Origin of the sequence: Frigoribacterium sp. Leaf263 (assembly GCF_001422285.1) — a bacterium.
Taxonomy (GTDB): domain Bacteria; phylum Actinomycetota; class Actinomycetes; order Actinomycetales; family Microbacteriaceae; genus Frigoribacterium.
Genome location: NZ_LMMO01000003.1, coordinates 149,937 through 170,638 on the forward strand (window position 1 = coordinate 149,937; position 20,702 = coordinate 170,638).

Below are 20,702 nucleotides of genomic sequence, written 5' to 3' on the forward strand. Positions count from 1 at the left end.
CGCCGGGTGGAAGGCCGTTCCCGGCTCATCCCCCCGATAACGGGGTACACCGAAAGTCCATGTTCAGGCATACTTCTATCTGCCCGCCCATCGACGAGAAAGAGGCCGCATGCTTCTCGGCCTCCCGGCTCACCTGGCTCCGCAGAGCACCGGCCGTGCCGTCGCGCGAGCCTGTCACGTCATCGCCTGCGTCATGCTGGGCAGCGCGTCCCTGGTGCTGCTCATCAATCAGGCGACCCGCCCCGGGTACATCCTCTGGCCCGCCCTCGCGGCCGTGGCGACCATGATCGCCCTCATCGTCGTCGTCGAGAGGCGACGCACGGCGACGTCCATCGCCGCCTATCTCGCGATCGGCTCGGCCGGGACGTACTGGTACGCCATCACGCTCCTCGCGCAGGTGCCGGCCGTGCAGTCGTCCGACGCGTTCTCGCTGTCGCTGCCGAAGATCGCGCTGATCATGGTCGGCGGCAGTGGGCGGCAGCCGCGACTGGGCCTTCTGTGGGCGACCATCGCGTTCGTCCTCGGCGAGGTGGGCACCCAGGCGGCGACCTGGCAGACCGGCCAGGCGTCCCGGTTCGACGTGGCCACCGGAATGGCGTACGTCCTGGTCGTTGTCACGGTCGGCTGGGGCATCGTGGCCCGCGATCGTGCCCGCCGGGCCCAGCCGAGCCTCCACCGCGCCGCGCTCGACCAGCAGATGCAGGGCATCCGTCACGACATCGAGCAGCAGGCGGCCGCCCTGCTGCACGACACCGTCCTCAGCCACCTGGCCGCCGTCGCCACCAGCGCACCCGGGCCTCTCGATCCGCGGGTGGCGAGCGCCATGTCACGGGATCTCGAGACCCTCGTCGGCCGCGAGTGGCTGGCCGGACGCGCCGCCGAGGGTAGCGCTCGCGACTGGCACCGCAGCGAGCTCGCCGTCGCGGTGGAGTCGGCGCGCGATTCGGGCCTCGAGGTCGGCGTGACCGGCGACGTGAGCGCCGTGGCCCGCCTCCGTCCCGATCAGGAGCAGGCCCTCGGTCTCGCCGTGGCGCAGTGCCTCGTCAACGTCGAGCGGCACAGCGGCACCACGCGGGCCGAGGTGGTCGTCTACGGCGACGGCGGCGACGTGTCGGTCATGGTCATCGACGACGGGGTCGGGTTCGATCCGCAGACGACCGGGGCCGACCGGCTGGGGCTCAAGAACTCCGTGCAGGCCCGTATGGAGCGCGTCGGCGGCTCCGTGCAGATCTGGTCGTCGCCGGGCAGCGGCACGAGCGTCGTCATCCGCGTCGCGGTCGACGCGACCCCGGAGCCTCCTGCGCCGCGAGATGTCACCGGACGCGATCTCGGCACGGGGCCCGTCCGCGTCGAGGGAGCGGCGTGAGGCGCCGTGAGCGCACGCCTCAGCAGGTCGATCCGCTGGGTGCGCTGAGCGCCGGTCCTCTGACGCTGCTCGCGAGCGTCGCGGCCGGCGTCTACGCCGTCGTCCTCACGACCGTCTCCCGTGACGACGTCGTGTCCTGGCCGGTGGCCGTCGGCGCCCTGGCGGCGCTGATGGCGGCCGGAGTCATCCTCGTCGTGGTCTCCCGCCCCTCCCGCGCCCCCTTCCGCCGGAGGTACGTGGTCATCATGACGGTGCTCCTCGCCGGATCGGCCGTGCTCTCGGGTGCGTCGACCGCGGGCCACAACGCGCTGGTGCGCGACGACTGGGTCCCCGTCGCGATCGGCGTGCTCGTGCTCGGGCTGGCTCCCTACCGCCCCGGTCGCGAGATCGCGATCGTCGGCGTCGCCCTCGCGGTCGTCGTGGGCGGCGTGATCGCCGCCGAGGGACCGTCGTTCGCCGCCGGACTCCCCACCGGGCTCTACGTCGTCGTCGCCGTCACGCCCGTCCTCGCCCTGTCGCTGGCGGGGGCGACCTTCTCCAGCACGTTCGTCGCCCTGGTCGACCGCTGGGTCGAACGGGCGGTGACGTATCGGCGCGAGAGCACCGACGGGCTCCGGGCCAGCATCGCGAGGTCGGTCCAGCAGGACCGCGTGACGATCCTCAACCGCGACGTCGTGCCGTTCTTCACCCGCCTGATCGAGTCCGGCGAGGTGACGGCCGACGACGGCGCGAGGGCCCGGACCATCGCCGAGACCCTGCGAGGCACCATGGTGGCCGAGGCCGACCGCAGCTGGCTCGAGCACCTGCTCACGGCGTCGTCCGTCGCCGTCCGCGGCACGGTGGACGACCCGGCGCACATCGCCGGCGAGATGGCCGACGACCACCGCACGGCCCTGCGGGCGCTGATCGTGGCGTTCGCCGACACGGGGGTCGTCGACGCCTCCGACATCCGTCTCGTCCTCCGAGCCGAGGAGGCGCGGGTCGACGTCCGACTGACCGTCGCCACCCGCGCATCCGACCTCACGATCCGACACCGGCTCGCACCCTACTTCGCCGTCCTGCGGGTGGTCTACGACGACCTCGTCGTCGACGTGACCCCTCCTCACCTGACACTAAGGTTTTCTTATGACCAGCACTGAGTCGAGCGACCGCTCGTCGCACCGTCCCGGCTTCTCGCGACCCGCGGCGGCCCCGTCGTGGAGCACCGTGGGGCCGGCCGGCGACGATCCCTCGACGCGTCGGGTGCGACTGGCCATCCTCGACGACCACGAGGTGCTGCTCGACAGCCTCTCGAGCTGGATCAACGTCAACGCCTTCGACTTCGACCTCGTGCTCACGGCGCACACGTGGCTGCAGCTGGTCCACAGCGACAACTTCCCCACGGATCTGGTGTTCCTCGACTTCCAGTTGAAGGAGCCCGTGTCGATCGAGGCCCGTGTGCGGACCTGCCGCGCCGCAGGCGCGAAGGTCATCGTGCTGTCGAGCCTCGATACGCGCGAATCCCGCGAGCGGGCGCTCGAGGCGGGAGCCTCGGCGTTCCTGTCGAAGTCGCTGCCCATGCGCGAGGTCATGGACGCCGCTCGTCAGGTCATGGGCGTCGCACGCGACGCCTCGCCGCAGCGGGACTGGCGCCCCCTCCCCGTCGGGGCGACGAACCAGAGCCGCCCGAAGCTGAGCGCGGGCGAGTCCGAGGCGTTCCGCCTCTACGTCTCCGGCTTCAGCACCAACGAGGTGGCGCAGCAGATGAACGTGCAGTACGAGACGGCCAAGACCTACCTCCGGCGGGTCCGCGAGAAGTACGCCAAGGCGAATCGCCCGGCGAGCAAGAAGTCCGAGCTGATCCGACGGGCCGCCGAAGACGGTTACCTGCAGTAGTGGCGAAGCTCTACTTCCGCTACGGCGCGATGAACAGCGGCAAGAGCACGGCTCTGCTGCAGGCCGCCTACAACTACGAGGAGCGCGGGCAGCGGGTCGTCCTCGCCAAGCCCCGCGTAGACACCAAGGGCGATGACCAGATCGTCTCGCGGCTCGGCGTCACCCGCACCGCCGACGTCGCCTTCGCTCCCGGCGACGACGTGCTCGAGGTGTTCTGCGCCGAGCGGGCGCGCGTCCGCGCGGCGACGGGCAGCGACATCGCCTGCCTGCTCGTCGACGAGGTCCAGTTCCTGGAGCCGCGCCAGGTCGACGACCTGCTGCGCATCGCGATCCTCGAGGGGGTGCCCGTCCTCGCCTACGGCATCCGGACGGACTTCCGGACGATGGCGTTCCCCGGCAGCCGGCGTCTGCTCGAGGTGGCGCACTCGCTGGAGGAGCTCAAGACGATCTGCCGGTGCGGGCGCAAGGCCGTGTTCAACGCTCGGACCATCGACGGCCGCTTCGTCTTCGACGGCGACCAGGTCGCCATCGACGGCCATGAGGTCACCTACGAGTCGCTGTGCGGGGCGTGCTACCTCGCCGAGAGCGGCGGCCGTCTCACCTGACCCGGACGCCGCAGATCGCCGCTGACGGGCGCAGGGGCCGGTCGGGCCTCGAGGGCGGGCTCGCCCACGGGCGGACGGGACGTGAGACGAGAATGGCCCCGCCCGAAGGCGGGGCCATTCTCTGGTGTCGGGGTAGCGGGATTCGAACCCACGACCTCCTCGTCCCGAACGAGGCGCGCTACCAAGCTGCGCCACACCCCGATGTGGCCGGCTGCGATGCTCTGCTGCCGGTGCAACCTGATCATGTTAGCAAACGAATGGGGTCGTCCGTGACCGGCTCGACCGGCTCGACGTGGTCTCAGGCGGTGAGCGTGAGCACGACGGCCTCGGGGCGGCAGTCGAACCGGACGGGCGCGTAGATGGAGGTGCCGAGACCGGCGGAGATCTCGAGGTGCGCCGTCCTGCGGGCATGACTCCAGGTGCTGAGGCCGCTGACCTTGCTGCGGGGGATGTCGCAGTTGGTCACCAGGGCGCCGTAGCCCGGCACGCGGACCTGCCCGCCGTGCGTGTGCCCGCCGAACACGACGTCGGCGCCGTTCGTCACGAACGAGTTCAGGACCCGCTGGTACGGCGCGTGGGTGAGAGCGATGCTGATGGGGTCGGGGCCACCGCGGTCGTCCTGCCAGCCGACGTTCTCGCGGAGGTCGTCGAGGGCACCGGGGAGGCGGTCGAGGCGGTCCCAGCCGCGGTGCGCGTCGTTCACCCCGAACAGCTCGAGTCGCGAGCCGCGGATCTCGATGGCCCGTGCGGTGTTGTTCAGGTCGAGCCAGCCGAGACCGGCGAAGAACGACTCCATGCGGCCGATGTCGAGGGCGGTCGGCGTCCGGTGCGCCTTGCTCGGGCCGCCGAAGTACGCCAACGGGTTCTTCGGCGTCGGGCCGTAGTAGTCGTTCGAGCCGTGGACGAACACGCCGGCCGTGTCGCGGAACGGCTCGAGGGTGTACTCCAGCGCATCATGAGCATCGACATGCCCCATGTTGTCGCCCGTGTTGACGACGAGATCGGGCTCGTAGACCGAGAGCCCGCGGATCCATTCCTGCTTCTCGGTCTGCCAGGGAGCCAGATGCAGATCGCTCAGGTGGAGGATCGTCAGGCTGCGCGAGCCCGACTCGAGGATCGGCAGCACCTCGTGCCGCACCGTGAAGCGGTTGCGTTCGACGAGCGAACCCCAGGCGAATGCGCCCAGGCCGACGGCCGCGCCCACCATCGCGGTCGCGGCCGTCGTCCTTCCGGCGCTCAGTGGGCTCACGTGCAGTCGCCCGGGTCGCGACCCTCGGCGTTGCCGTAGAGCTGGATCGCGATGGAGGCGCCCTTGTCGACGGAGGCCCCTCCGCCCGGCTCCATGAGCGACACCTCGCACTGATTGTCTTCGGTGCCCACGGTGTAGCCGGCCAGCACGATCTTCGACCGGTCGAAGCCCGCGGCGCCGATGGCCTCGACGGCGTCGTCGTAGTTCGCTCCGACGACGTTCGGCACGGCCGCGGCGTTCGTGCCGACGCTCGTGTAGACCGTGACGGCCGTACCCGACGACACCTGCGTGCCGGCGGCGGGCGACGTGGCGGACACCGTCCCGATGGGGGCGGTCGACTCCTGCTGACCGCCGTCGACGTAGCTCAGTCCGATGCCGCGGAGCGTGGCGGCCGCCTGCTCGGCGGTCTGTCCGCTCAGGTCGGGGAGGGCCTGGGCGGCGCTGCCGCGGACGACGCTGGGATCGGCCGTGGGGAACGCGCCTCCGCCGTAGACGGTGTTGTTGACCGTCTGCACGTCGCGGAAGAAGCCGGCGCGAGCGGTGGCGTAGGTCGTGCCGGTGGCGGGCGAGTAGGCCGTCCGCAGGCTGACCTTGCCCTTGACGTTGCCCATCCAGACCGCGGTCGCCAGCTTGCTGGTCGACCCGACCAGCCAGATCTGGTCCTTCTCGGTGGTGGTGCCGGTCTTGCCGATCTCGGGCAGCCCGTCGGCGGGCAGGGCGCCGACACCGGTGCCGCCGCCCGACCAGAGCTGGGACATGCCCTGGATGGTGGCTGCGGCGATGGCCGGGTCGAGCGCCTGGTTGCACTCCTGCGGCTGTCCGCCGATCTCCTTGCCGTCGGCGTCCACGATCTGGTCGACGATGATCGGCTTGCAGTACTTGCCGCCGGCCGCGATGCCGGCGTAGGCGGCGGCCATCGTCAGCGGGGCGATCTCGTTCGTCCCGAGGAACGACGACGTGTTGGTGAGCAGCTCGGCCCCGTCGGCACGGTGGACTCCGAGCGAGCTGGCGACATCGCGGATGTCCGCCAGGTCGAGCTTCTGCGCCATGGCCGCGTACGCCGTGTTGATCGACAAGGCCGTCGCACGCTGAGCCGTGACGTATCCGGGGTTCCGGCCGTCGTCGTTCTTGGGTGCGAACCCTCGGGGGAACTGCCCGTCGACGGTGCTGTACTGCTGCCCGTCGACCGTCATCGGGGTGAAGGCCCTCGGCGTGCCGTTGACGACCTCGGAGAGCCCGTGCCCGTTCTGCAGCCAGTTGATCAGCGTGAAGGGCTTGTACGTCGACCCGGTCTGGAACCCGCTCGAACCGCCGTAGGGCTTGTCGGTGCTGTAGTTGATGGCCGTGACGTTCGGGTCGGTGACCTCGGGGTCCTCGTTCAGGCTGCGGTTCTGCGCCATGACGACCACGCGGCCCGTGCCGGCCTCGACCGAGTTCACGGCGCTGCCCAGGTTGAGGGCCGGCTCGGTCGGCGGTGCGTAGCGGTCGATCTGGGTGCGCGCGTTGGCGGTCAGATCGAGGTTGATCGTCGTGTAGACCTTGTAGCCGCCCGTGCGCCAGTTGGCGTCGCGCTCGGCGGCGTCCTTCCCGAGCGACGGGATGTCCTTGATGCTCTTCTTGACGTAGTCGCAGAACTGCTGGGCTCCGGGCGAGGTGACGGCCACGCAGCCCTGGGTCGGCTGCGTCAGCTTGACGTAGGTCTCGGGGGCGTCGTCGATGGAGGCGTCGTAGGCCTTCTGATCGAGGTAGCCCTCGCCGAGCATGCTCGCGAGGATGACATCGCGGCGGTCGACGTTGGCCTTGTAGTTGTCGGGGGTCGCGAGGTTCCGCTTCTCGGGGTACTGCACCATCGCGATGAGGCTGGCCGCCTCGACGGCCGTCAGGCCTGAGGCGGGCTTGTTGAAGTAGTGCTGCGCAGCCGCCTGGACGCCGTACGCCTGATCGCCGAAGTACGCGATGTTCAGGTAGGCGAGCAGGATGTCGTCCTTGCTGTACTTCTTCTCGAGGCCGATGGCGAACTTCATCTCCTGGAGCTTTCGCTCGATGCTGACCTCCTTGGCCTCCTGGATGGCCTTGGTCTGCGCGTCGCCCGTGAGCTCCTGCGCCTCGGCGAGACGGATGTTCCGCACGAGCTGCATCGTCAGGGTCGAGCCTCCACCGCTCTCGCCCAGCCCTCCGGCGAGCGATCCGACGCCGGCCCGGACGAGAGACGTCAGGTCGACGCCGCCGTGCTCGTAGAAGCGGCGGTCCTCACCGGCCACGACGGCGTTCTTGAGGTTCGGCGAGACCTCGTCCCACTTGAGGGCGACGCGGTTCTGCGCGTAGAGGGTGGCGAACGGGACGTCCTTCCCGTTCTGCTTGCCGTACAGCACGTTGCGCTGCTGGAGCTTGCCGATCTCGATGTACTCGGGGATCGACTCGAACACGCCGATCGAGCTGGAGGCGGTCATTCCGGCGACGGCGATGGCGGGAGTGACGCCGATGGTGACCAGCAGACCGGCGAGGACGCTGAAGCCGACGAAGCCGAAGAGCGCGCCGACGACGGAAGTCGGCTTCGATTTTGGGGCAGACATAAGATCAGGGTAAGTGATGACCCGGAAATCCAAGCTGAACGGAACCACAAATGGTCCTTTGGGAGTACATGACCACGCCGCTCATGGTGCACAACAGCACCGCGATCCTGAACAACTGGGGGAGTGACGGCTGGGAGCTCGTGCAGGTGACGCAAGGACCCGAGGGCGGCCCGGTCGCCTGGTTCAAGCGACCGAAGCAGGCGGACTGATGTCCGTCGTCGGCGACCGGCTCGCCGAGCTCGGCCTCGAACTGCCGGGCGTCGCGACCCCGGCCGGCGCCTACGTGCCCGCCGTCCGCACGGGGTCGTACGTCTACACGGCGGGTCAGCTGCCCTTCGTCGACGGCGTCCTGCCGGCGACCGGCAAGGTGGGCGACGGCCCGGGGCTGGTCGACCCCGCCGCCGCCAAGGAGCACGCGGCCACGAGCGCCCTCAACGCCCTGGCCGCCGCCGCCTCGGTGCTCGACTCGCTCGACGACGTCGTCCGCGTCGTCAAGGTGACCGGCTTCGTCGCCTCCGATCCCGGCTTCAGCGGACAGCCCGGCGTGATCAACGGGGCCTCCGAGCTCATCGGCCGGGTCTTCGGCGACGCGGGCGTGCACGCCCGCAGCGCGGTCGGCGTGGCCGTGCTGCCCCTCGACTCGCCCGTCGAGGTCGAGATCGTGCTCGAGGTCCGACCCGCCTGACGCTCACCGCATCTCGGCGGTGATGACGTTCATCACCGCCGAGTCGGCGAGGGTCGTCGTGTCGCCGACCTCGCGCCCCTCGGCGACGTCGCGCAGCAGCCGGCGCATGATCTTGCCCGAGCGGGTCTTCGGCAGCTCGTCGACCAGCACGACCGTCCGCGGGCGCGCGATGGCGCCGATGCGGTCGGCGACGTGCGCGCGCAACCGGGCCGCCGCCTCCTCGGGGCTCACGCTCTCCTTCTTCTTGTTCCGCAGCACGACGAACGCGACGACCGCCTGACCCGTGGTCTCGTCGGACGCCCCGACGACGGCCGACTCGGCCACGAGGGGGTTCGAGATCAGCGCGGACTCGATCTCGGCGGTCGACAGTCGGTGGCCTGAGACGTTCATGACGTCGTCGACGCGGCCCAGCAGCCAGATGTCGCCGTCGTCGTCCCGCCTCGCGCCGTCGCCCGCGAAGTAGCGGTCGCCGAATCGGCCCCAGTACGTCTCGACGTAGCGCTCGCGGTCGCCCCAGATGCCCCGCAGCATCGACGGCCACGGCTCGGTGATCACCAGCAGGCCGCTCTCGCCGGGCGCCACGGTGACGCCCTGGTCGTCGACGACATCGATCACGACGCCCGGAACCGGCGTCTGCGCCGCACCCGGCTTGGTCGTCGTGACGCCCGGCAGGGGCGAGATCATCATCGCGCCCGTCTCGGTCTGCCACCAGGTGTCGACGATCGGGGTCCGCCCCGACCCGATGACCTCCCGGTACCAGAGCCAGGCCTCGGGGTTGATCGGCTCGCCGACGGAGCCGAGGAGGCGCAGGGACGACAGATCGCGCGCCTGCGGGATCTCGCGCCCCGCCTTCATGAACCCCCGGATCGCCGTCGGCGCCGTGTAGAGGATCGTCACGCCGTACTTCTCGATCAGGTCCCACCAGCGGCCGGGCGCGGGGGAGTCCGGGGTGCCCTCGTAGAGCACCTGGGTGGCGCCGTTGGCCAGGGGGCCGTAGACGACGTAGCTGTGCCCGGTGATCCAGCCCACGTCGGCGGTGCACCAGTAGACGTCGGTCTCGGGCCGCAGGTCGAAGACGTTCCGGTGCGTGTAGGCGACCTGGGTCAGGTACCCGCCCGAGGTGTGGAGGATGCCCTTGGGCTTCCCGGTGGTGCCGCTCGTGTAGAGGATGAACAGCGGGTGCTCGGCATCGAACTGCTCGGCGACGTGGTCGCCTCCGACGCCCTCGAGGGCCTCGTGCCACCAGAGGTCGCGCCCGGCGACCCAGTCGATCTCGTTCTCGCCCCGGCGCACGACGAGCACGTTCGCGACCGTCGACGGGCCGTCGAGGGCCAGCGCGGCGTCCACGACGGGCTTGAGGGGCGAGACGGCGCCCTTCCGCCAGCCGCCGTCGGCCGTGATCACGAGCGTCGCCTCGGCGTCGTCGATGCGAGCGCGGAGGCTCTCGGCGCTGAAGCCCCCGAACACGACGGAGTGGACCGCGCCCAGCCGGACAATCGCGAGCATGGCGACCACGGCCTCGGGGATCTGCGGCAGGTAGACGACCACCCGGTCGCCCGGCCCGACTCCGAGCGACGACAGGAGGTTCGCCGCGCGCTTCACGTCGGCGGTCAGCTCGGCGTACGTGATCGAACGGGAGTCACCCGGCTCGCCCTCCCAGAGGAGGGCGACGCGCTCGCCGTGACCGGCGTCGACGTGGCGGTCGAGGCAGTTGTAGGCGACGTTCAGCGTGCCGTCGGCGAACCATCTCGCGAACGGCGGGTCGGACCAGTCGAGGGTCTCGGTGGGTCGTCGTCCCCAGGTCACGGACTCGTCCGCCTGCTCGGCCCAGAACGCGAGGCGGTCCGCGCGGGCGCGTGCTGCGAGCTCGGTCGTGGCGACCGCCTCGGCGGCGAAGACGGGGTCGGGCGCGAAGACCCGCCCCTCGGGCTGGGGCGTCGGCTGTCCGTCGGCCATGGCGTTCCTTTCGCGTCATTGCGGGAGGCGCGGGGTCAGCCGCGTAGGAGCCGACACTACCCCCGAGGGCCGGTCCGTCGGGGTCTGTCCGCTATCGGTGATCCGTCCCGTCGGTCGTGGCGCGCGGCGGTCATCCTGGGGTACAGTTGACGTAGTCGGATTCAGTTCCGACTCGCAATGCGCTGATTCCCCCCAATCGCGTGTTGCGGTGGCGGCGCCGGTTCCCCCCAATCGGCGCCGCCCCTCTTTCTTTAACCCGTCGGTCACCCTCGACGGGTGAGCGAGACCACCCCTCCACAGATCGATGCCGAGGCGGCCTCTCCCCAGTCACCAGACCGAACCGTCTGCTCGGACGCGGCCGGCTCTAGCGTCCGAGCATGTCCCTTCCGTCGGTCGCTCCCGCCCTCCCCGTCCTCCCGTCCGCCTCCGGCTCGTCCGCCTCCGGTCACCCGGGGCTCACCCGGGAGTCGGGCTCGGGCCGGTTCGTCCCCGCGCTCGTGACGGGTCCGATCATCGACCGGGGTACAGAGCGGCAGAACGGGGGACACCGATACCCTGACCGTTCGCGCGGCGCACCCTTCGGGCCCCTCCGTGACCTGATCGACGAGCCCGGGGTCACCGACGTTTTCGTCAACGGGGGACGAGGCACCTGGGTCGACCGCGGCTCCGGCCTGCGACCGGACGGCCTCGTGCATCTCTCGGACGAGGCGGCGAGGGCGTTGGCGACACGACTCGTCGCCGCGGGCGGCCGTCACGTCGACGAGGCGAGCCCGTGCGTGGACGTGCGTCTCGACGAGGGCATCCGCGTCCACGTCGTCCTTCCGCCCGTCTCGACCGTGGGGACCCTGCTCTCCATCCGCCTCCCGCGACGCGCACCCCTCTCTCTCGACGCGTTGTCCGCGCAGGGGTTCTTCGCCGCGGTCGACGAGACCGAGGTGAGGGAGTGCGTGGCGCGACGGGCGAACGTCCTCATCACCGGGGCGGGAGGCGCGGGCAAGACGACGTTCCTGGCGGGCCTGCTCTCGGAGGCCGATCCCTCCGATCGCATCGTGACCCTCGAGGACGTCGCCGAGCTGCGGGTCGATCATCCCCACGTCGTGGCGCTCGAGGCCAGACAGCCCAATCTCGAGGGCGTCGGAGGCGTCGATCTCGCTCGGCTCCTCCGCGAGGCCCTCCGGATGCGCCCCGATCGGCTCGTCGTGGGCGAATGCCGGGGCGTCGAGGTGCGCGACCTCCTCTCGGCGCTCAACACCGGACACGACGGCGGCGCGGGCACCCTCCATGCGAACGGCCTCGCCGACGTCCCCGCGCGGCTCGAGGCCCTCGGCGCGGTCGCCGGGTTGAGCCCCGACGCCCTGGCCCGCCAGGCCGTCAGCGCCTTCGACGCGGTGTTCCACCTCGAGCGGACGCCCGAGGGCCGCCGCCTCGCTCAGGTGGGGCGGCTCGTGCTCGACGGACGCGGCGCCCTCGTCGCTCGACCGGGGCTCGGCCGACGTGGCGGCTGAGCGGGCCGGGCGTCCCGTCGCCGTCACCCCGGCGTCGACGGTCGTCGAGCGGATCGCCGTGCTGCTCTCCGCCGGCGTCGTCCCGGCGTCGGCGTGGCGCCATGTGGCGGAGTCGGAGCCGCCAGGACCCGTGCGGACGGTGACGACCGCCGTCGCCGACGAGGCGGTCACGGGCACCGCGATCTCCGATGCCCTGGGGGCCGCCCTCGACGGCGAGGTCTTCGCCGGCTCGCGCGACCGGCTGCGGCATCAGCTCGACTGGCAGCAGGTGGCATCCGCCTGGTACGTCGCGGAGCGCAGCGGAGCGCCGCTGGCCGACTGTCTGCGGACCTTCGTGGTGGGGCTCCGGGCGGCGGAGGCGGCGCGGCGCGAGGTCGACGTGGCCCTGAGCGGCCCTCGATCGACCGGCCGCATCGTGCTCGCCCTCCCTCCGGTCGGACTCCTCTTCTCGCTCGGCATGGGCTTCGACACGGCGGGCGTCCTCTTCGCGACGCCGATCGGGTGGTCGTGCCTCGGGCTCGGCGGAGCGCTCGTCGGCGTGGCCCGAGCCTGGAACGCGAAGCTGGTGGCACGGGCGACCCCCCGGGGGCCGGTGCCCGGACTCCGTCTGGAGCTCCTCGCCGTCGCCGTGTCGGGTGGCGCGTCTTGGGAGAAGGGCCTCGGCCTGGTCCGAGGGGCGTTCGCGAGATTCCCGGCGGCGATCGCCCGCGAGGCCGTGCCGGGCGCTCCGACGCGTGCGGCTGCGGGTGCGGTGCCGACGACTGCCCCGGACCCCGAGCAGGACTGCCTCGACGTCCTCGACCTCTCGCGCCGGGCCGGCGCCCCGGCGGTCGAGCTGCTCCGTGCCACCGCTCGCGAACGCCGCCTCGAGTCCGCTGCGGCGTCTCAGGCGGCGGCCGCGCGTCTGGGGTCGACGCTCATGCTCCCGCTCGGTCTCTGCGTGCTGCCGGCCTTCCTCGTCGTCGCCGTCGTGCCGCTCGTGGTGTCGCTCGTCTCCTCCACAACGGCCACCTGGTGACCGACGTCCCCACCCGGGAACGCCCCGTCGACCGACCCGGTCCCTCGTCTCCGAGACTCGATCCAGGCCACAGACGGTGGCCCCCAGAACAGTAAGGAACACCGTGACAACGCGATTCGTCTCTGAACGGCCCGATCCGACCCCCTCCTTCCCCTCGCAGACCAGCCCGTCCACCCCCGGCGCCCTCCGGCGACTGCTCGCGGCCGACGACGGGGCGGCGACCGCCGAGTACGCCATCGTCATCATGGCGGCCGTCGGGTTCGCCGGACTCCTGGTCGTCATCATGCGGTCGGACGAGGTCAGGGGGACCCTCTCCGATCTGGTCCGATCCGCGCTCACGGTGGGTTGACGTGTGCGGCCCCGCACCGTGCGTCCTCGTCTCGCAGCCGACGACGGCAGCGTCGTCGCCGAGTTCGCCCTCGTGGTGCCGGCCCTCCTGTCCGTCCTCGGGCTCGCCGTGATGGTCGCCGGCGCCGGTGTGCAGACCATCCGACTGGCCGACGCAGCCGCCGTCGTCGCCCGGCAGACCGCGCGAGGCGGAGCCGACTCGGTGCCGGGCACGCTCGCCGCTCTGGCTCCGGGTGCGGTGATGGTCACGTCGGTCGAGGGCGATCTGATCTGCGTGCGGCTCACGCGTTCCGTGGATCTGGGGCCGGTCGAGGCGGTGCAGCTGTCCGGGCGGAGCTGCGCCCCCACGGCGGGCGGATGACCCGCTCGGAGCTCGAGCGTCACAGTCTCCGCGACGACTCCGGGTCCGCATCCGTGGTCGCCGTCGGAACGCTGGTCGCCGTCGTCTCCCTCGTCGTCGCCACGTCGATCGCGTCGGGCGCCCTCGTGGAGCGCAGCAGGGCGGCCGGCGCTGCCGACGCGTCCGCCCTGGCCGGCGCCGACGTCGCCGCCGGGCTGACAGCGGGCGCCGTCTGCGATGTCGCGGGTCGTGTTGCCGCGGCGAACGGGACGACCCTCCTCTCATGTCGGACCGACGGCCCCGTCGTGACCGTCCAAGTGTCGAGCGCCTTCGGCCCCGTCTCCGTGACGGCGTCCGCGACGGCGGGACCACCACCGGACGCGGCGCCTCGACCCTCGACCACGCCGTGAGCAAGTCGCGAGTGCGGTGTGTGTATGGTGTGCCTGTCGGCAGCCAGCCCGTCGCACCCGGCCCGGAGGGACATCGTCCCCCGGCCCCGCCGATCTCTCTCGATCGGCCGTACACGTTCCACAATCCAAGGAGTCCCGTGCCAGGCACGAAGAAACTGGTCATCGTCGAGTCGCCCGCGAAGGCCAAGACGATCGCCCAGTACCTCGGCAGCGGATACGAGGTCCTCGCATCCGTCGGCCACATCCGCGACCTCATCGAGCCGAAGAACCTCCCGCCCGAGATGAAGAAGGGCTCGCTCGGCAAGTTCTCCGTCGACGTCGAGAACGGCTTCGAGCCCTACTACGTCGTCTCCGACGCCAAGAAGAAGACCGTCGCCGATCTCAAGCGCGCGCTGAAGACCGCGGACGAGCTGTACCTCGCCACTGATGAGGACCGCGAGGGCGAGGCCATCGCGTGGCACCTGCTCCAGGAGTTGAAGCCCAAGGTCCCCGTCAAGCGGATGGTGTTCCACGAGATCACCAAAGACGCGATCCAGAAGGCGCAGGAGAACACCCGCGAGCTCGACACCGCGCTGGTCGACGCGCAGGAGACGCGTCGGATCCTCGACCGCCTCTACGGGTTCGAGGTCTCTCCGGTCCTCTGGCGCAAGGTCGGGCCGGGTCTGTCGGCGGGCCGTGTCCAGTCGGCCGCCACCCGCCTGGTCGTCGATCGCGAGCGCGAGCGTCTCGCGTTCGTGTCGGCCACCTACTGGGATCTCACGGCGACGTTCGAGCCCTCGAGCGGGTCGGTCGCATTCTCGTCGAAGCTCGTCCGGGTCAACGGCTCGCGGGTCGCGAGCGGTCGCGACTTCGACGACCGCGGTCAGCTGAAGAGCGAGTCGGTCTCGCTCGACGAGACGACGGCGCAGGCTCTCACCCGCGCCCTGGAGTCCGACGGCGTCGCGATCGAGGTCACCTCGGTCGAGTCGAAGCCCTACACGCGCCGTCCCGCGGCGCCGTTCACGACATCGACGCTCCAGCAGGAGGCGGCGCGCAAGCTCCGGTTCTCGGCTCGTCAGACCATGAGCGTCGCCCAGTCGCTCTACGAGAACGGCCACATCACCTACATGCGGACCGACTCGCCGTCGCTCTCGCAGCAGGCCATCGACGCGGCGCGCAACCAGGCGTCGAAGCTGTACGGCGCCGAGACCGTCCCGGCCAAGCCCCGGCTCTACACCGGCAAGAGCAAGAACGCTCAGGAGGCGCACGAGGCGATCCGGCCGTCGGGCGACACCTTCCGGACCCCGTCCGAGATGTCGAGCTCGCTCCGCGGCAACGACTGGAAGCTCTACGACCTCATCTGGAAGCGCACCGTCGCGTCGCAGATGGCCGATGCGAAGGGCTCGACGGCCTCGGTCGTCGTCGCCGCGACGACACCGGGTGCCGTCGAGGGCATCGCGTCCCGAGCCGCCGAGGGCACGCTCGCCGAGTTCACCGCCTCGGGAACGGTCATCACGTTCCGCGGCTTCCTCAACGCCTACGAAGAGGGGCGCGACGAGGACCGCCACGGCTCGGCGGAGCCCGCCGACGCCAAGCTCCCCCCGCTGACCGTCGGTCAGTCGCTCTCCCTCGACGAGATCGAGGCCAAGGGGCACGACACGAGCGCTCCGCCGCGCTACACGGAGGCCAGCCTCGTCAAGACCCTCGAAGAGCTCGGGATCGGGCGTCCGTCGACCTACGCCGCCATCATGTCGACCATCGTCGACCGCGGCTACGTGACCCCGCGGGGCACCGCGCTGGTGCCGAACTGGATCGCGTTCTCGGTGGTTCGCCTGCTCGAGGAGTACTTCGGCGACCTCGTGCAGTACGACTTCACCGCCAGCATGGAAGACGACCTCGACCTCATCGCCGGGGGAGACGCCGACCGGGTCGACTGGCTCAATGGCTTCTACTTCGGAAACGAGCAGCACCGGGGCCTCCGCAAGGTGATCGACAACCTCGGGGACATCGACGCTCGGGACATCAACTCGATCCCGCTGGGCGAGGGTCTGACGCTCCGCATCGGACGCTACGGCCCCTATCTCGAGGCACCCGGCGCAGACCCCGAGACCCCTCGACGCGTCAACGTCCCGGAGGACCTCGCCCCCGACGAGCTCACCGCCGCGAAGGCTCGAGAGCTGATCGATGCGCCGGTCGTCGGCGACCGCGTGCTCGGCGTCAACCCCGAGACCGGCAAGGAGGTCGTCGCGAAGGACGGCCGCTTCGGTCCGTACGTGACCGAGCGCACCCCCGAGGAGGTCGAGGCCGACCCGAGCACGGGCGAGGTCGTCGAGGCGACCCCCGCCGTCGCCGAGCCCGCTGCGGCGAAGCCGAAGAGGGCTCCCGCGAAGAAGGCCGCGCCGAAGGAGCGCACGTCGTCGCTCTTCAAGAGCATGCACGTCGACACGGTGGATCTCGAGACCGCCCTGCGTCTGCTCGACCTCCCGCGCGTCGTCGGGGTCGACCCCGAGAGCGGCGAGGAGATCCAGGCCCAGAACGGCCGCTACGGTCCGTACCTCAAGAAAGGAGCCGACACCCGGTCGCTCACCAGCGAGGATCAGATCTTCGACATCGATCTGGCTGGCGCCATCGAGCTCTACGCCCAGCCGAAGTACGGCGCGAAGCGCGCCAGCAGCGCGCTCAAGGAGTTCGAGGCCGACCCGGTCAGCGGCAAGCCCATCAAGGTGAAGGACGGCCGATTCGGTCCGTACGTGACCGACGGCGAGACGAACGCCACGATCCCCCGTGGCGAGACCGTCGAGGAGGTGGACTTCGATCGGGCCGTGCAGCTGATCGCCGACAAGCGCGCCAAGGGGCCGGCCAAGAAGCCCGCCGCGAAGAAGCCGGCCGCTAAGAAGCCGGCGGCGAAGAAGCCCGCCGCGAAGAAGCCGGCCGCCGCGAAGACGACCGCTTCCAAGACGACGACCGCCGCCAAGACGACGACCGCTGCCAAGAAGCCGGCGGCCAAGAAGCCGGCTGCCGCGAAGACGACCGCCGCCGAGAAGCCGGCCGCCGAGAAGCCGTCCGAGTAGTGGCGGGGCTCTTCATCACGCTCGAGGGTGGCGACGGTTCGGGCAAGACGACCCAGGCCGGCCTGCTCGAGGCCTGGCTCGTCGAAAGCGGTCGCTCGGTGGTCCGCACGCGAGAGCCGGGTGGCACGGATCTCGGCGTCGAGCTGCGTGAGATCGTCCTGCACCGACGAGGTCACATCGCGCCCCGGGCCGAGGCGCTGCTCTACGCCGCCGATCGGGCCCACCACGTCGACACTCTCGTCCGGCCGGCCCTCGATCGGGGCGACGTCGTGCTCCAGGACCGGTACATCGACTCGTCCGTCGCGTACCAGGGTGCCGGCCGCGTGCTCGGAGGCGACGAGATCCGGACCCTGTCCGACTGGGCGACCGGCGGTCTCGCGCCCGATGTCACCGTGCTGCTCGACCTCGACGAGCTCGAGGGCCGGCGCCGGCTCGACGGCGCGCGCACCGACTACGACCGCCTCGAGTCCGAGAAGGCCGAGTTCCATGCGCGGGTGCGGGCCGCGTACCTCGCGATCGCCGAGTCGGAGCCCGACCGCTTCGTCGTCATCGACGCCACCCGGCCCCAGTCCGAGATCGCCGAGGTCATCCGCCGACGCGTCTCCGGTCTGCTGGCGTGACCGTCACGGCAGGGTCGTTCTGGGACGGCCTGACGGGGCAGACCGAGGCGATCGAGACCCTGCGCGCCGCCGCCTCGACGCAACCCGGCAACTCGTCGATGACGCACTCGTGGTTGATCACCGGCCCTCCGGGGTCGGGGCGATCGAATCTCGCGTACGCGTTCGCCGCCGCGCTGCTGGCCCGGGGCGACGACGACGCGGCTGCGACCATCCGCCAGGTCGGAGCTCGATCGCACCCCGATCTGGCCGTCCTCAGCACCGAGCGCATCATCATCACGATCGACGAGGTCCGGTCGCTGGTCGCCGCGTCGCAGTTCTCGCCCTCGGTCGGCCGCTACCGCGTGGTCGTCATCGAAGACGCCGACCGGATGACCGAGCGCACGTCGAACCTGCTGCTCAAGGCGCTGGAGGAGCCGCCGCCCCGCACGGTCTGGATCCTCTGTGCGCCGAGCGAGGCCGACCTGATCCCCACGATCCGGTCGCGCGTCCGCGGAGTGCGGCTGCGCGTCCCCTCGGTGGCCGACGTCGCCGCCCTCATCGAGCGTCGGGACGGTGTCGATCACGACACCGCCCTCGTCGCTGCGCGCGAGGCCCAGAGCCACATCGGCATGGCGCACCGTCTCGCCACCAACCCCGAGGCCCGGGACCGCCGTCGACGCACACTCGAGACCGCTCTCGCCATCCGCTCCGTCTCGGACGCCGTGCAGGCCGCCGCCACGCTCCTCGCCGTGGCGGGCGACGACGCCAAGGCGATCACGACGGAGCGGGACGCCGACGAGCGCGCCAGTGCGCTCCGGTCGCTCGGGGTAGAGCCCGGCGGCACCGTCCCGCCGGCCCTCCGCAGCCAGCTGCGCGCGCTCGACGACGACCAGAAGCGCCGGGCCACCCGCAGTCTCCGGGACGGCATCGACCGCATCATGGTCGACCTGCTCTCGCTCTACCGCGACGTCCTGCTGCTGCATCTCGGGGTCGCCGACGAGCCGATCAATCAGAGCATGCGAGGCCGCCTCGACGACGCGACCCGCGCCTCCTCGCCGGCCAGCACCCTCGCGGTGATGGATGCCATCGCCGTCGCCCGCCGGCGCATCGAGTCGAACGTCTCGCCGGTGCTCGCGCTCGAGGCCATGCTCGTCGCCATCAGCAGACACGCGGTCAGGTGAGGCAAGATGGCCTGATGAGCGACCTCCCCGCCGCCCCCGGTCTCCGCGAACGGAAGCGCCTGGCCACGCGGCGGGCGATCCAGGTCGCCGTGCTCGACCTCATCGGCGAGCACGGCCTCGAGGCCGTCACGGTCGACATGATCAGCCGCCGAGCCGACGTCTCCCCGCGCACGTTCTTCAACTACTTCACGTCCAAAGAAGAGGCCGTCGTCGGCGACCCGCCTCAGCTGTCCGAGGGTGCCGAGCTCACGGCCTTCATCGACGACCACGACGGATCGCTCCTCGACGGCCTGGTGCATCTGCTCGATCACGCGGCCACCACGGCCACGACGGATCGCGGGCTCGTGCAGCGTCGGCGGGCGGTGCTCCGCGCGTACCCCGAGCTGTTCGCCCGGCGCATGGCGTCGGTGCGGGTGTTCGAGGAGCGCGTGACCGCCGTCGTCGCGCAGCGCCTCGCGTCCGACGACCGCTTAGCGTCGACCATCGAGGGTTCCGACGGCCTCGACGGCGCCGAGTCGATCGCCAGCCGCGCGAACCTGGTGGCGCTGGTCGTCATCGCCACGCTGCGTCACGCCTGGGCCGAGTGGATCGAGGACGACGACGTCGAGCACCTCGGCGACTACCGGTTCAGCCTGCGAGCCCGGATGGACGACAGCTTCGCCGACCTCCGACGCCTCGTGTCACGGGAACTCTGAGAATCCGGTACAGTATCTATTCGTGCCGAGAGGCACGGGTTCCCGGTCTCGACCGGTATCCGCCGCTTTAGCTCAGTCGGTAGAGCGTCTCACTCGTAATGAGAAGGTCTGGGGTTCGATTCCCCAAAGCGGCTCCGACAGAAAGCCCCGATCCCGATGGATCGGGGCTTTCGTCGTCCGGTGGGCGACCCGCGGACATCGAGCGCCCTGCAGCCCCGCAGCCCCGGTCGTCCCGCCGCCCCGGCCCCGCCTGGTAGACAGGGGGCATGACGATTCGATGGGGAATACTCGGCGCGGGCGGCATCGCCCACGACTTCACCTCCGACGTGCTGGGGGCGGGGCTGCCGGTCTCGGCGGTCGGCTCGCGTGACGCGGCCAAGGCGCAGGAGTTCGCCGACCGCTTCGGCATCGCGCACGCGCACGGCGGCTACGACGACCTGGTCGCCGACCCGACCGTCGACGCGGTGTACGTCGCCACCCCGCATGTGTTCCACGCGGAGCAGGCGCTGCTGGCGATCGCCGCGGGCAAGCACGTCCTCGTCGAGAAGTCGTTCACCATCACGGCCGCCGAGGCGCAATCCGTCGTCGACGCGGCAGCGGCCGCGGGCGTCGTCGTCATGGAGGCCATGTGGACGCGCTACCTGCCGCAGAGCGCGCGTCTGCGGGCGATCGTGCGCTCCGGGACCATCGGCGAGGTGCGCCTCCTGACGGCGCTGCATCTCCAGTCGCTTCCGACCGACCCGCGCCACCGCCTCAACGACCCCGCGCTCGGCGGGGGAGCGCTGCTCGACCTCGGCGTCTACCCGGTCTCGTTCGCGCACGACATCCTCGGAGCCCCGAGCAACATCCGCACCGTGGGCGTGCTCAGCGACCAGGGCGTCGACGCCCGGCACTCGGTCTCGCTCGGCTACGAGAGCGGCGCGTCGGCTCAGCTGTACTCGGCCCTCGACTCGTCGGGTCACAACGTCGCGGTGATCCACGGGACGGCGGGTCGCATCGAGGTCGACGCGACCTGGTACACGCCCGTCGGCTTCACGGTCTACGACAGCGACGACGCCGTCATCGAGCGGTACGACTCCGACGAGGGGTCGCTGCGCGGGCTCCATCACCAGGCGATCGAGCTCGACCGGGTCGTCGCGGCGGGGGAGCGCGAGAGCCCTCTGCTGCCGACGTCGGGCATCATCGACGTCATGCGCACCATGGACGAGATGCGCCGGCAGCTCGGCGTCCGCTACCCCGGCGAGTAG

General features: G+C 71.0%; 19 protein-coding genes and 2 tRNA genes. 17 read left to right on the forward strand and 4 right to left on the reverse strand.

The genetic code is table 11. The features are described from left to right. Positions 1 to 109 precede the first annotated feature (109 nt). Genes ASF17_RS04755 through ASF17_RS04770 form a run of 4 tightly spaced genes read left to right on the forward strand, consistent with a single transcriptional unit; the run spans position 110 to position 3,846 of the window. Positions 110 to 1,366, forward strand: coding sequence for a sensor histidine kinase (locus ASF17_RS04755; RefSeq protein ID WP_055795917.1), 1,257 nt, complete (start codon positions 110 to 112; stop codon positions 1,364 to 1,366). Further along, positions 1,363 to 2,505 carry a hypothetical protein gene (locus ASF17_RS04760; RefSeq protein WP_055795921.1) on the forward strand — a complete coding sequence of 381 codons (1,143 nt, stop codon included), beginning with the start codon at positions 1,363 to 1,365 and terminating at the stop codon, positions 2,503 to 2,505. Before ASF17_RS04755 ends, ASF17_RS04760 begins: the two co-directional genes overlap by 4 nt. Then, positions 2,492 to 3,241: a response regulator transcription factor gene (locus tag ASF17_RS04765; RefSeq protein WP_082475076.1), complete on the forward strand. Its 750-nt coding sequence runs from the start codon at positions 2,492 to 2,494 to the stop codon at positions 3,239 to 3,241. The genes ASF17_RS04760 and ASF17_RS04765 overlap by 14 nt, the downstream gene beginning before the upstream one ends. Continuing rightward, positions 3,241 to 3,846 carry a thymidine kinase gene (locus ASF17_RS04770; RefSeq protein WP_055795924.1) on the forward strand — a complete coding sequence of 202 codons (606 nt, stop codon included), beginning with the start codon at positions 3,241 to 3,243 and terminating at the stop codon, positions 3,844 to 3,846. Before ASF17_RS04765 ends, ASF17_RS04770 begins: the two co-directional genes overlap by 1 nt. A 127-nt stretch (positions 3,847 to 3,973) precedes the next feature. Here ASF17_RS04770 and ASF17_RS04775 read toward each other — a convergent pair. The 3 genes from ASF17_RS04775 to ASF17_RS04785 all read right to left on the reverse strand — a co-directional run bounded on the left by ASF17_RS04775 (position 3,974) and on the right by ASF17_RS04785 (position 7,668). Further along, a tRNA-Pro gene (locus tag ASF17_RS04775) sits at positions 3,974 to 4,047 on the reverse strand. A 97-nt stretch (positions 4,048 to 4,144) separates the two neighbouring features. Beyond that, the gene (locus ASF17_RS04780) at positions 4,145 to 5,086 is read right to left on the reverse strand and encodes a metallophosphoesterase (RefSeq protein WP_055798215.1); all 942 of its coding nucleotides are present in this window, start codon (positions 5,084 to 5,086) and stop codon (positions 4,145 to 4,147) included. 5 nt (positions 5,087 to 5,091) lie between these two features. After that, complete coding sequence (locus tag ASF17_RS04785) at positions 5,092 to 7,668, reverse strand: transglycosylase domain-containing protein (RefSeq protein WP_055795927.1); 2,577 nt, start codon at positions 7,666 to 7,668, stop codon at positions 5,092 to 5,094. A 50-nt stretch (positions 7,669 to 7,718) separates the two neighbouring features. Here ASF17_RS04785 and ASF17_RS15830 point away from each other — a divergent pair, with 50 nt between their 5' ends. Continuing rightward, a complete protein-coding gene (locus ASF17_RS15830) occupies positions 7,719 to 7,877 on the forward strand; it encodes a hypothetical protein (protein ID WP_200913435.1) in 159 nt (52 codons plus the stop codon). Continuing rightward, complete coding sequence (locus ASF17_RS04790) at positions 7,877 to 8,353, forward strand: RidA family protein (RefSeq protein ID WP_055795929.1); 477 nt, start codon at positions 7,877 to 7,879, stop codon at positions 8,351 to 8,353. Before ASF17_RS15830 ends, ASF17_RS04790 begins: the two co-directional genes overlap by 1 nt. Positions 8,354 to 8,356: 3 nt before the next feature. On the opposite strand, the gene acs is transcribed toward ASF17_RS04790, so the two are convergent. Continuing rightward, entirely contained in the window at positions 8,357 to 10,309 is a 1,953-nt protein-coding gene (gene acs, locus ASF17_RS04795) for an acetate--CoA ligase (RefSeq protein ID WP_055795934.1), read from the reverse strand. Between the two features lie 377 nt (positions 10,310 to 10,686). Here acs and ASF17_RS04800 point away from each other — a divergent pair, with 377 nt between their 5' ends. From ASF17_RS04800 to ASF17_RS04850, 11 genes are all read left to right on the forward strand, one after another. Further along, positions 10,687 to 11,814 carry a TadA family conjugal transfer-associated ATPase gene (locus ASF17_RS04800; protein WP_082475078.1) on the forward strand — a complete coding sequence of 376 codons (1,128 nt, stop codon included), beginning with the start codon at positions 10,687 to 10,689 and terminating at the stop codon, positions 11,812 to 11,814. Next, positions 11,804 to 12,832, forward strand: coding sequence for a type II secretion system F family protein (locus tag ASF17_RS04805; RefSeq protein ID WP_055795937.1), 1,029 nt, complete (start codon positions 11,804 to 11,806; stop codon positions 12,830 to 12,832). Before ASF17_RS04800 ends, ASF17_RS04805 begins: the two co-directional genes overlap by 11 nt. Before the next feature lie 103 nt (positions 12,833 to 12,935). Then, entirely contained in the window at positions 12,936 to 13,181 is a 246-nt protein-coding gene (locus tag ASF17_RS04810; RefSeq protein ID WP_055795940.1) for a DUF4244 domain-containing protein, read from the forward strand. Positions 13,182 to 13,184: 3 nt separating this feature from the next. Continuing rightward, positions 13,185 to 13,541: a TadE family type IV pilus minor pilin gene (locus ASF17_RS04815; protein WP_055795943.1), complete on the forward strand. Its 357-nt coding sequence runs from the start codon at positions 13,185 to 13,187 to the stop codon at positions 13,539 to 13,541. Then, positions 13,538 to 13,930 (forward strand): Rv3654c family TadE-like protein, encoded by a 393-nt coding sequence (locus ASF17_RS04820; RefSeq protein WP_055795947.1) that lies wholly within the window; start codon positions 13,538 to 13,540, stop codon positions 13,928 to 13,930. Before ASF17_RS04815 ends, ASF17_RS04820 begins: the two co-directional genes overlap by 4 nt. Positions 13,931 to 14,067: 137 nt before the next feature. Next, the gene (gene topA, locus ASF17_RS04825; protein ID WP_055795951.1) at positions 14,068 to 16,980 is read left to right on the forward strand and encodes a type I DNA topoisomerase; all 2,913 of its coding nucleotides are present in this window, start codon (positions 14,068 to 14,070) and stop codon (positions 16,978 to 16,980) included. Further along, the gene (gene tmk, locus ASF17_RS04830) at positions 16,980 to 17,600 is read left to right on the forward strand and encodes a dTMP kinase (RefSeq protein ID WP_055795954.1); all 621 of its coding nucleotides are present in this window, start codon (positions 16,980 to 16,982) and stop codon (positions 17,598 to 17,600) included. Before topA ends, tmk begins: the two co-directional genes overlap by 1 nt. Next, complete coding sequence (locus ASF17_RS04835) at positions 17,597 to 18,760, forward strand: DNA polymerase III subunit delta' (RefSeq protein WP_055795956.1); 1,164 nt, start codon at positions 17,597 to 17,599, stop codon at positions 18,758 to 18,760. Before tmk ends, ASF17_RS04835 begins: the two co-directional genes overlap by 4 nt. A gap of 14 nt (positions 18,761 to 18,774) precedes the next feature. Continuing rightward, positions 18,775 to 19,455 (forward strand): TetR/AcrR family transcriptional regulator, encoded by a 681-nt coding sequence (locus ASF17_RS04840; protein ID WP_055795961.1) that lies wholly within the window; start codon positions 18,775 to 18,777, stop codon positions 19,453 to 19,455. A 61-nt stretch (positions 19,456 to 19,516) separates the two neighbouring features. Beyond that, positions 19,517 to 19,589: transfer RNA gene (locus tag ASF17_RS04845), tRNA-Thr, on the forward strand. 132 nt (positions 19,590 to 19,721) lie between these two features. Continuing rightward, on the forward strand, positions 19,722 to 20,702 hold the full coding sequence (locus ASF17_RS04850) for a Gfo/Idh/MocA family protein (protein WP_055795963.1): 981 nt from the start codon (positions 19,722 to 19,724) through the stop codon (positions 20,700 to 20,702).

Excerpts from the sequence above, each read along its gene's own strand:
- ASF17_RS04755 (WP_055795917.1), top strand. The coding sequence starts at position 110 with ATGCTTCTCGGCCTCCCGGCTCACCTGGCTCCGCAGAGCACCGGCCGT.
- ASF17_RS04765 (WP_082475076.1), top strand. The coding sequence starts at position 2,492 with ATGACCAGCACTGAGTCGAGCGACCGCTCGTCGCACCGTCCCGGCTTC.
- ASF17_RS04785 (WP_055795927.1), bottom strand. The coding sequence starts at position 7,668 with ATGTCTGCCCCAAAATCGAAGCCGACTTCCGTCGTCGGCGCGCTCTTC.
- ASF17_RS15830 (WP_200913435.1), top strand. The coding sequence starts at position 7,719 with ATGGTCCTTTGGGAGTACATGACCACGCCGCTCATGGTGCACAACAGC.
- ASF17_RS04790 (WP_055795929.1), top strand. The coding sequence starts at position 7,877 with ATGTCCGTCGTCGGCGACCGGCTCGCCGAGCTCGGCCTCGAACTGCCG.
- acs (WP_055795934.1), bottom strand. The coding sequence starts at position 10,309 with ATGGCCGACGGACAGCCGACGCCCCAGCCCGAGGGGCGGGTCTTCGCG.
- ASF17_RS04800 (WP_082475078.1), top strand. The coding sequence starts at position 10,687 with ATGTCCCTTCCGTCGGTCGCTCCCGCCCTCCCCGTCCTCCCGTCCGCC.
- ASF17_RS04820 (WP_055795947.1), top strand. The coding sequence starts at position 13,538 with ATGACCCGCTCGGAGCTCGAGCGTCACAGTCTCCGCGACGACTCCGGG.
- ASF17_RS04840 (WP_055795961.1), top strand. The coding sequence starts at position 18,775 with ATGAGCGACCTCCCCGCCGCCCCCGGTCTCCGCGAACGGAAGCGCCTG.
- ASF17_RS04850 (WP_055795963.1), top strand. The coding sequence starts at position 19,722 with ATGACGATTCGATGGGGAATACTCGGCGCGGGCGGCATCGCCCACGAC.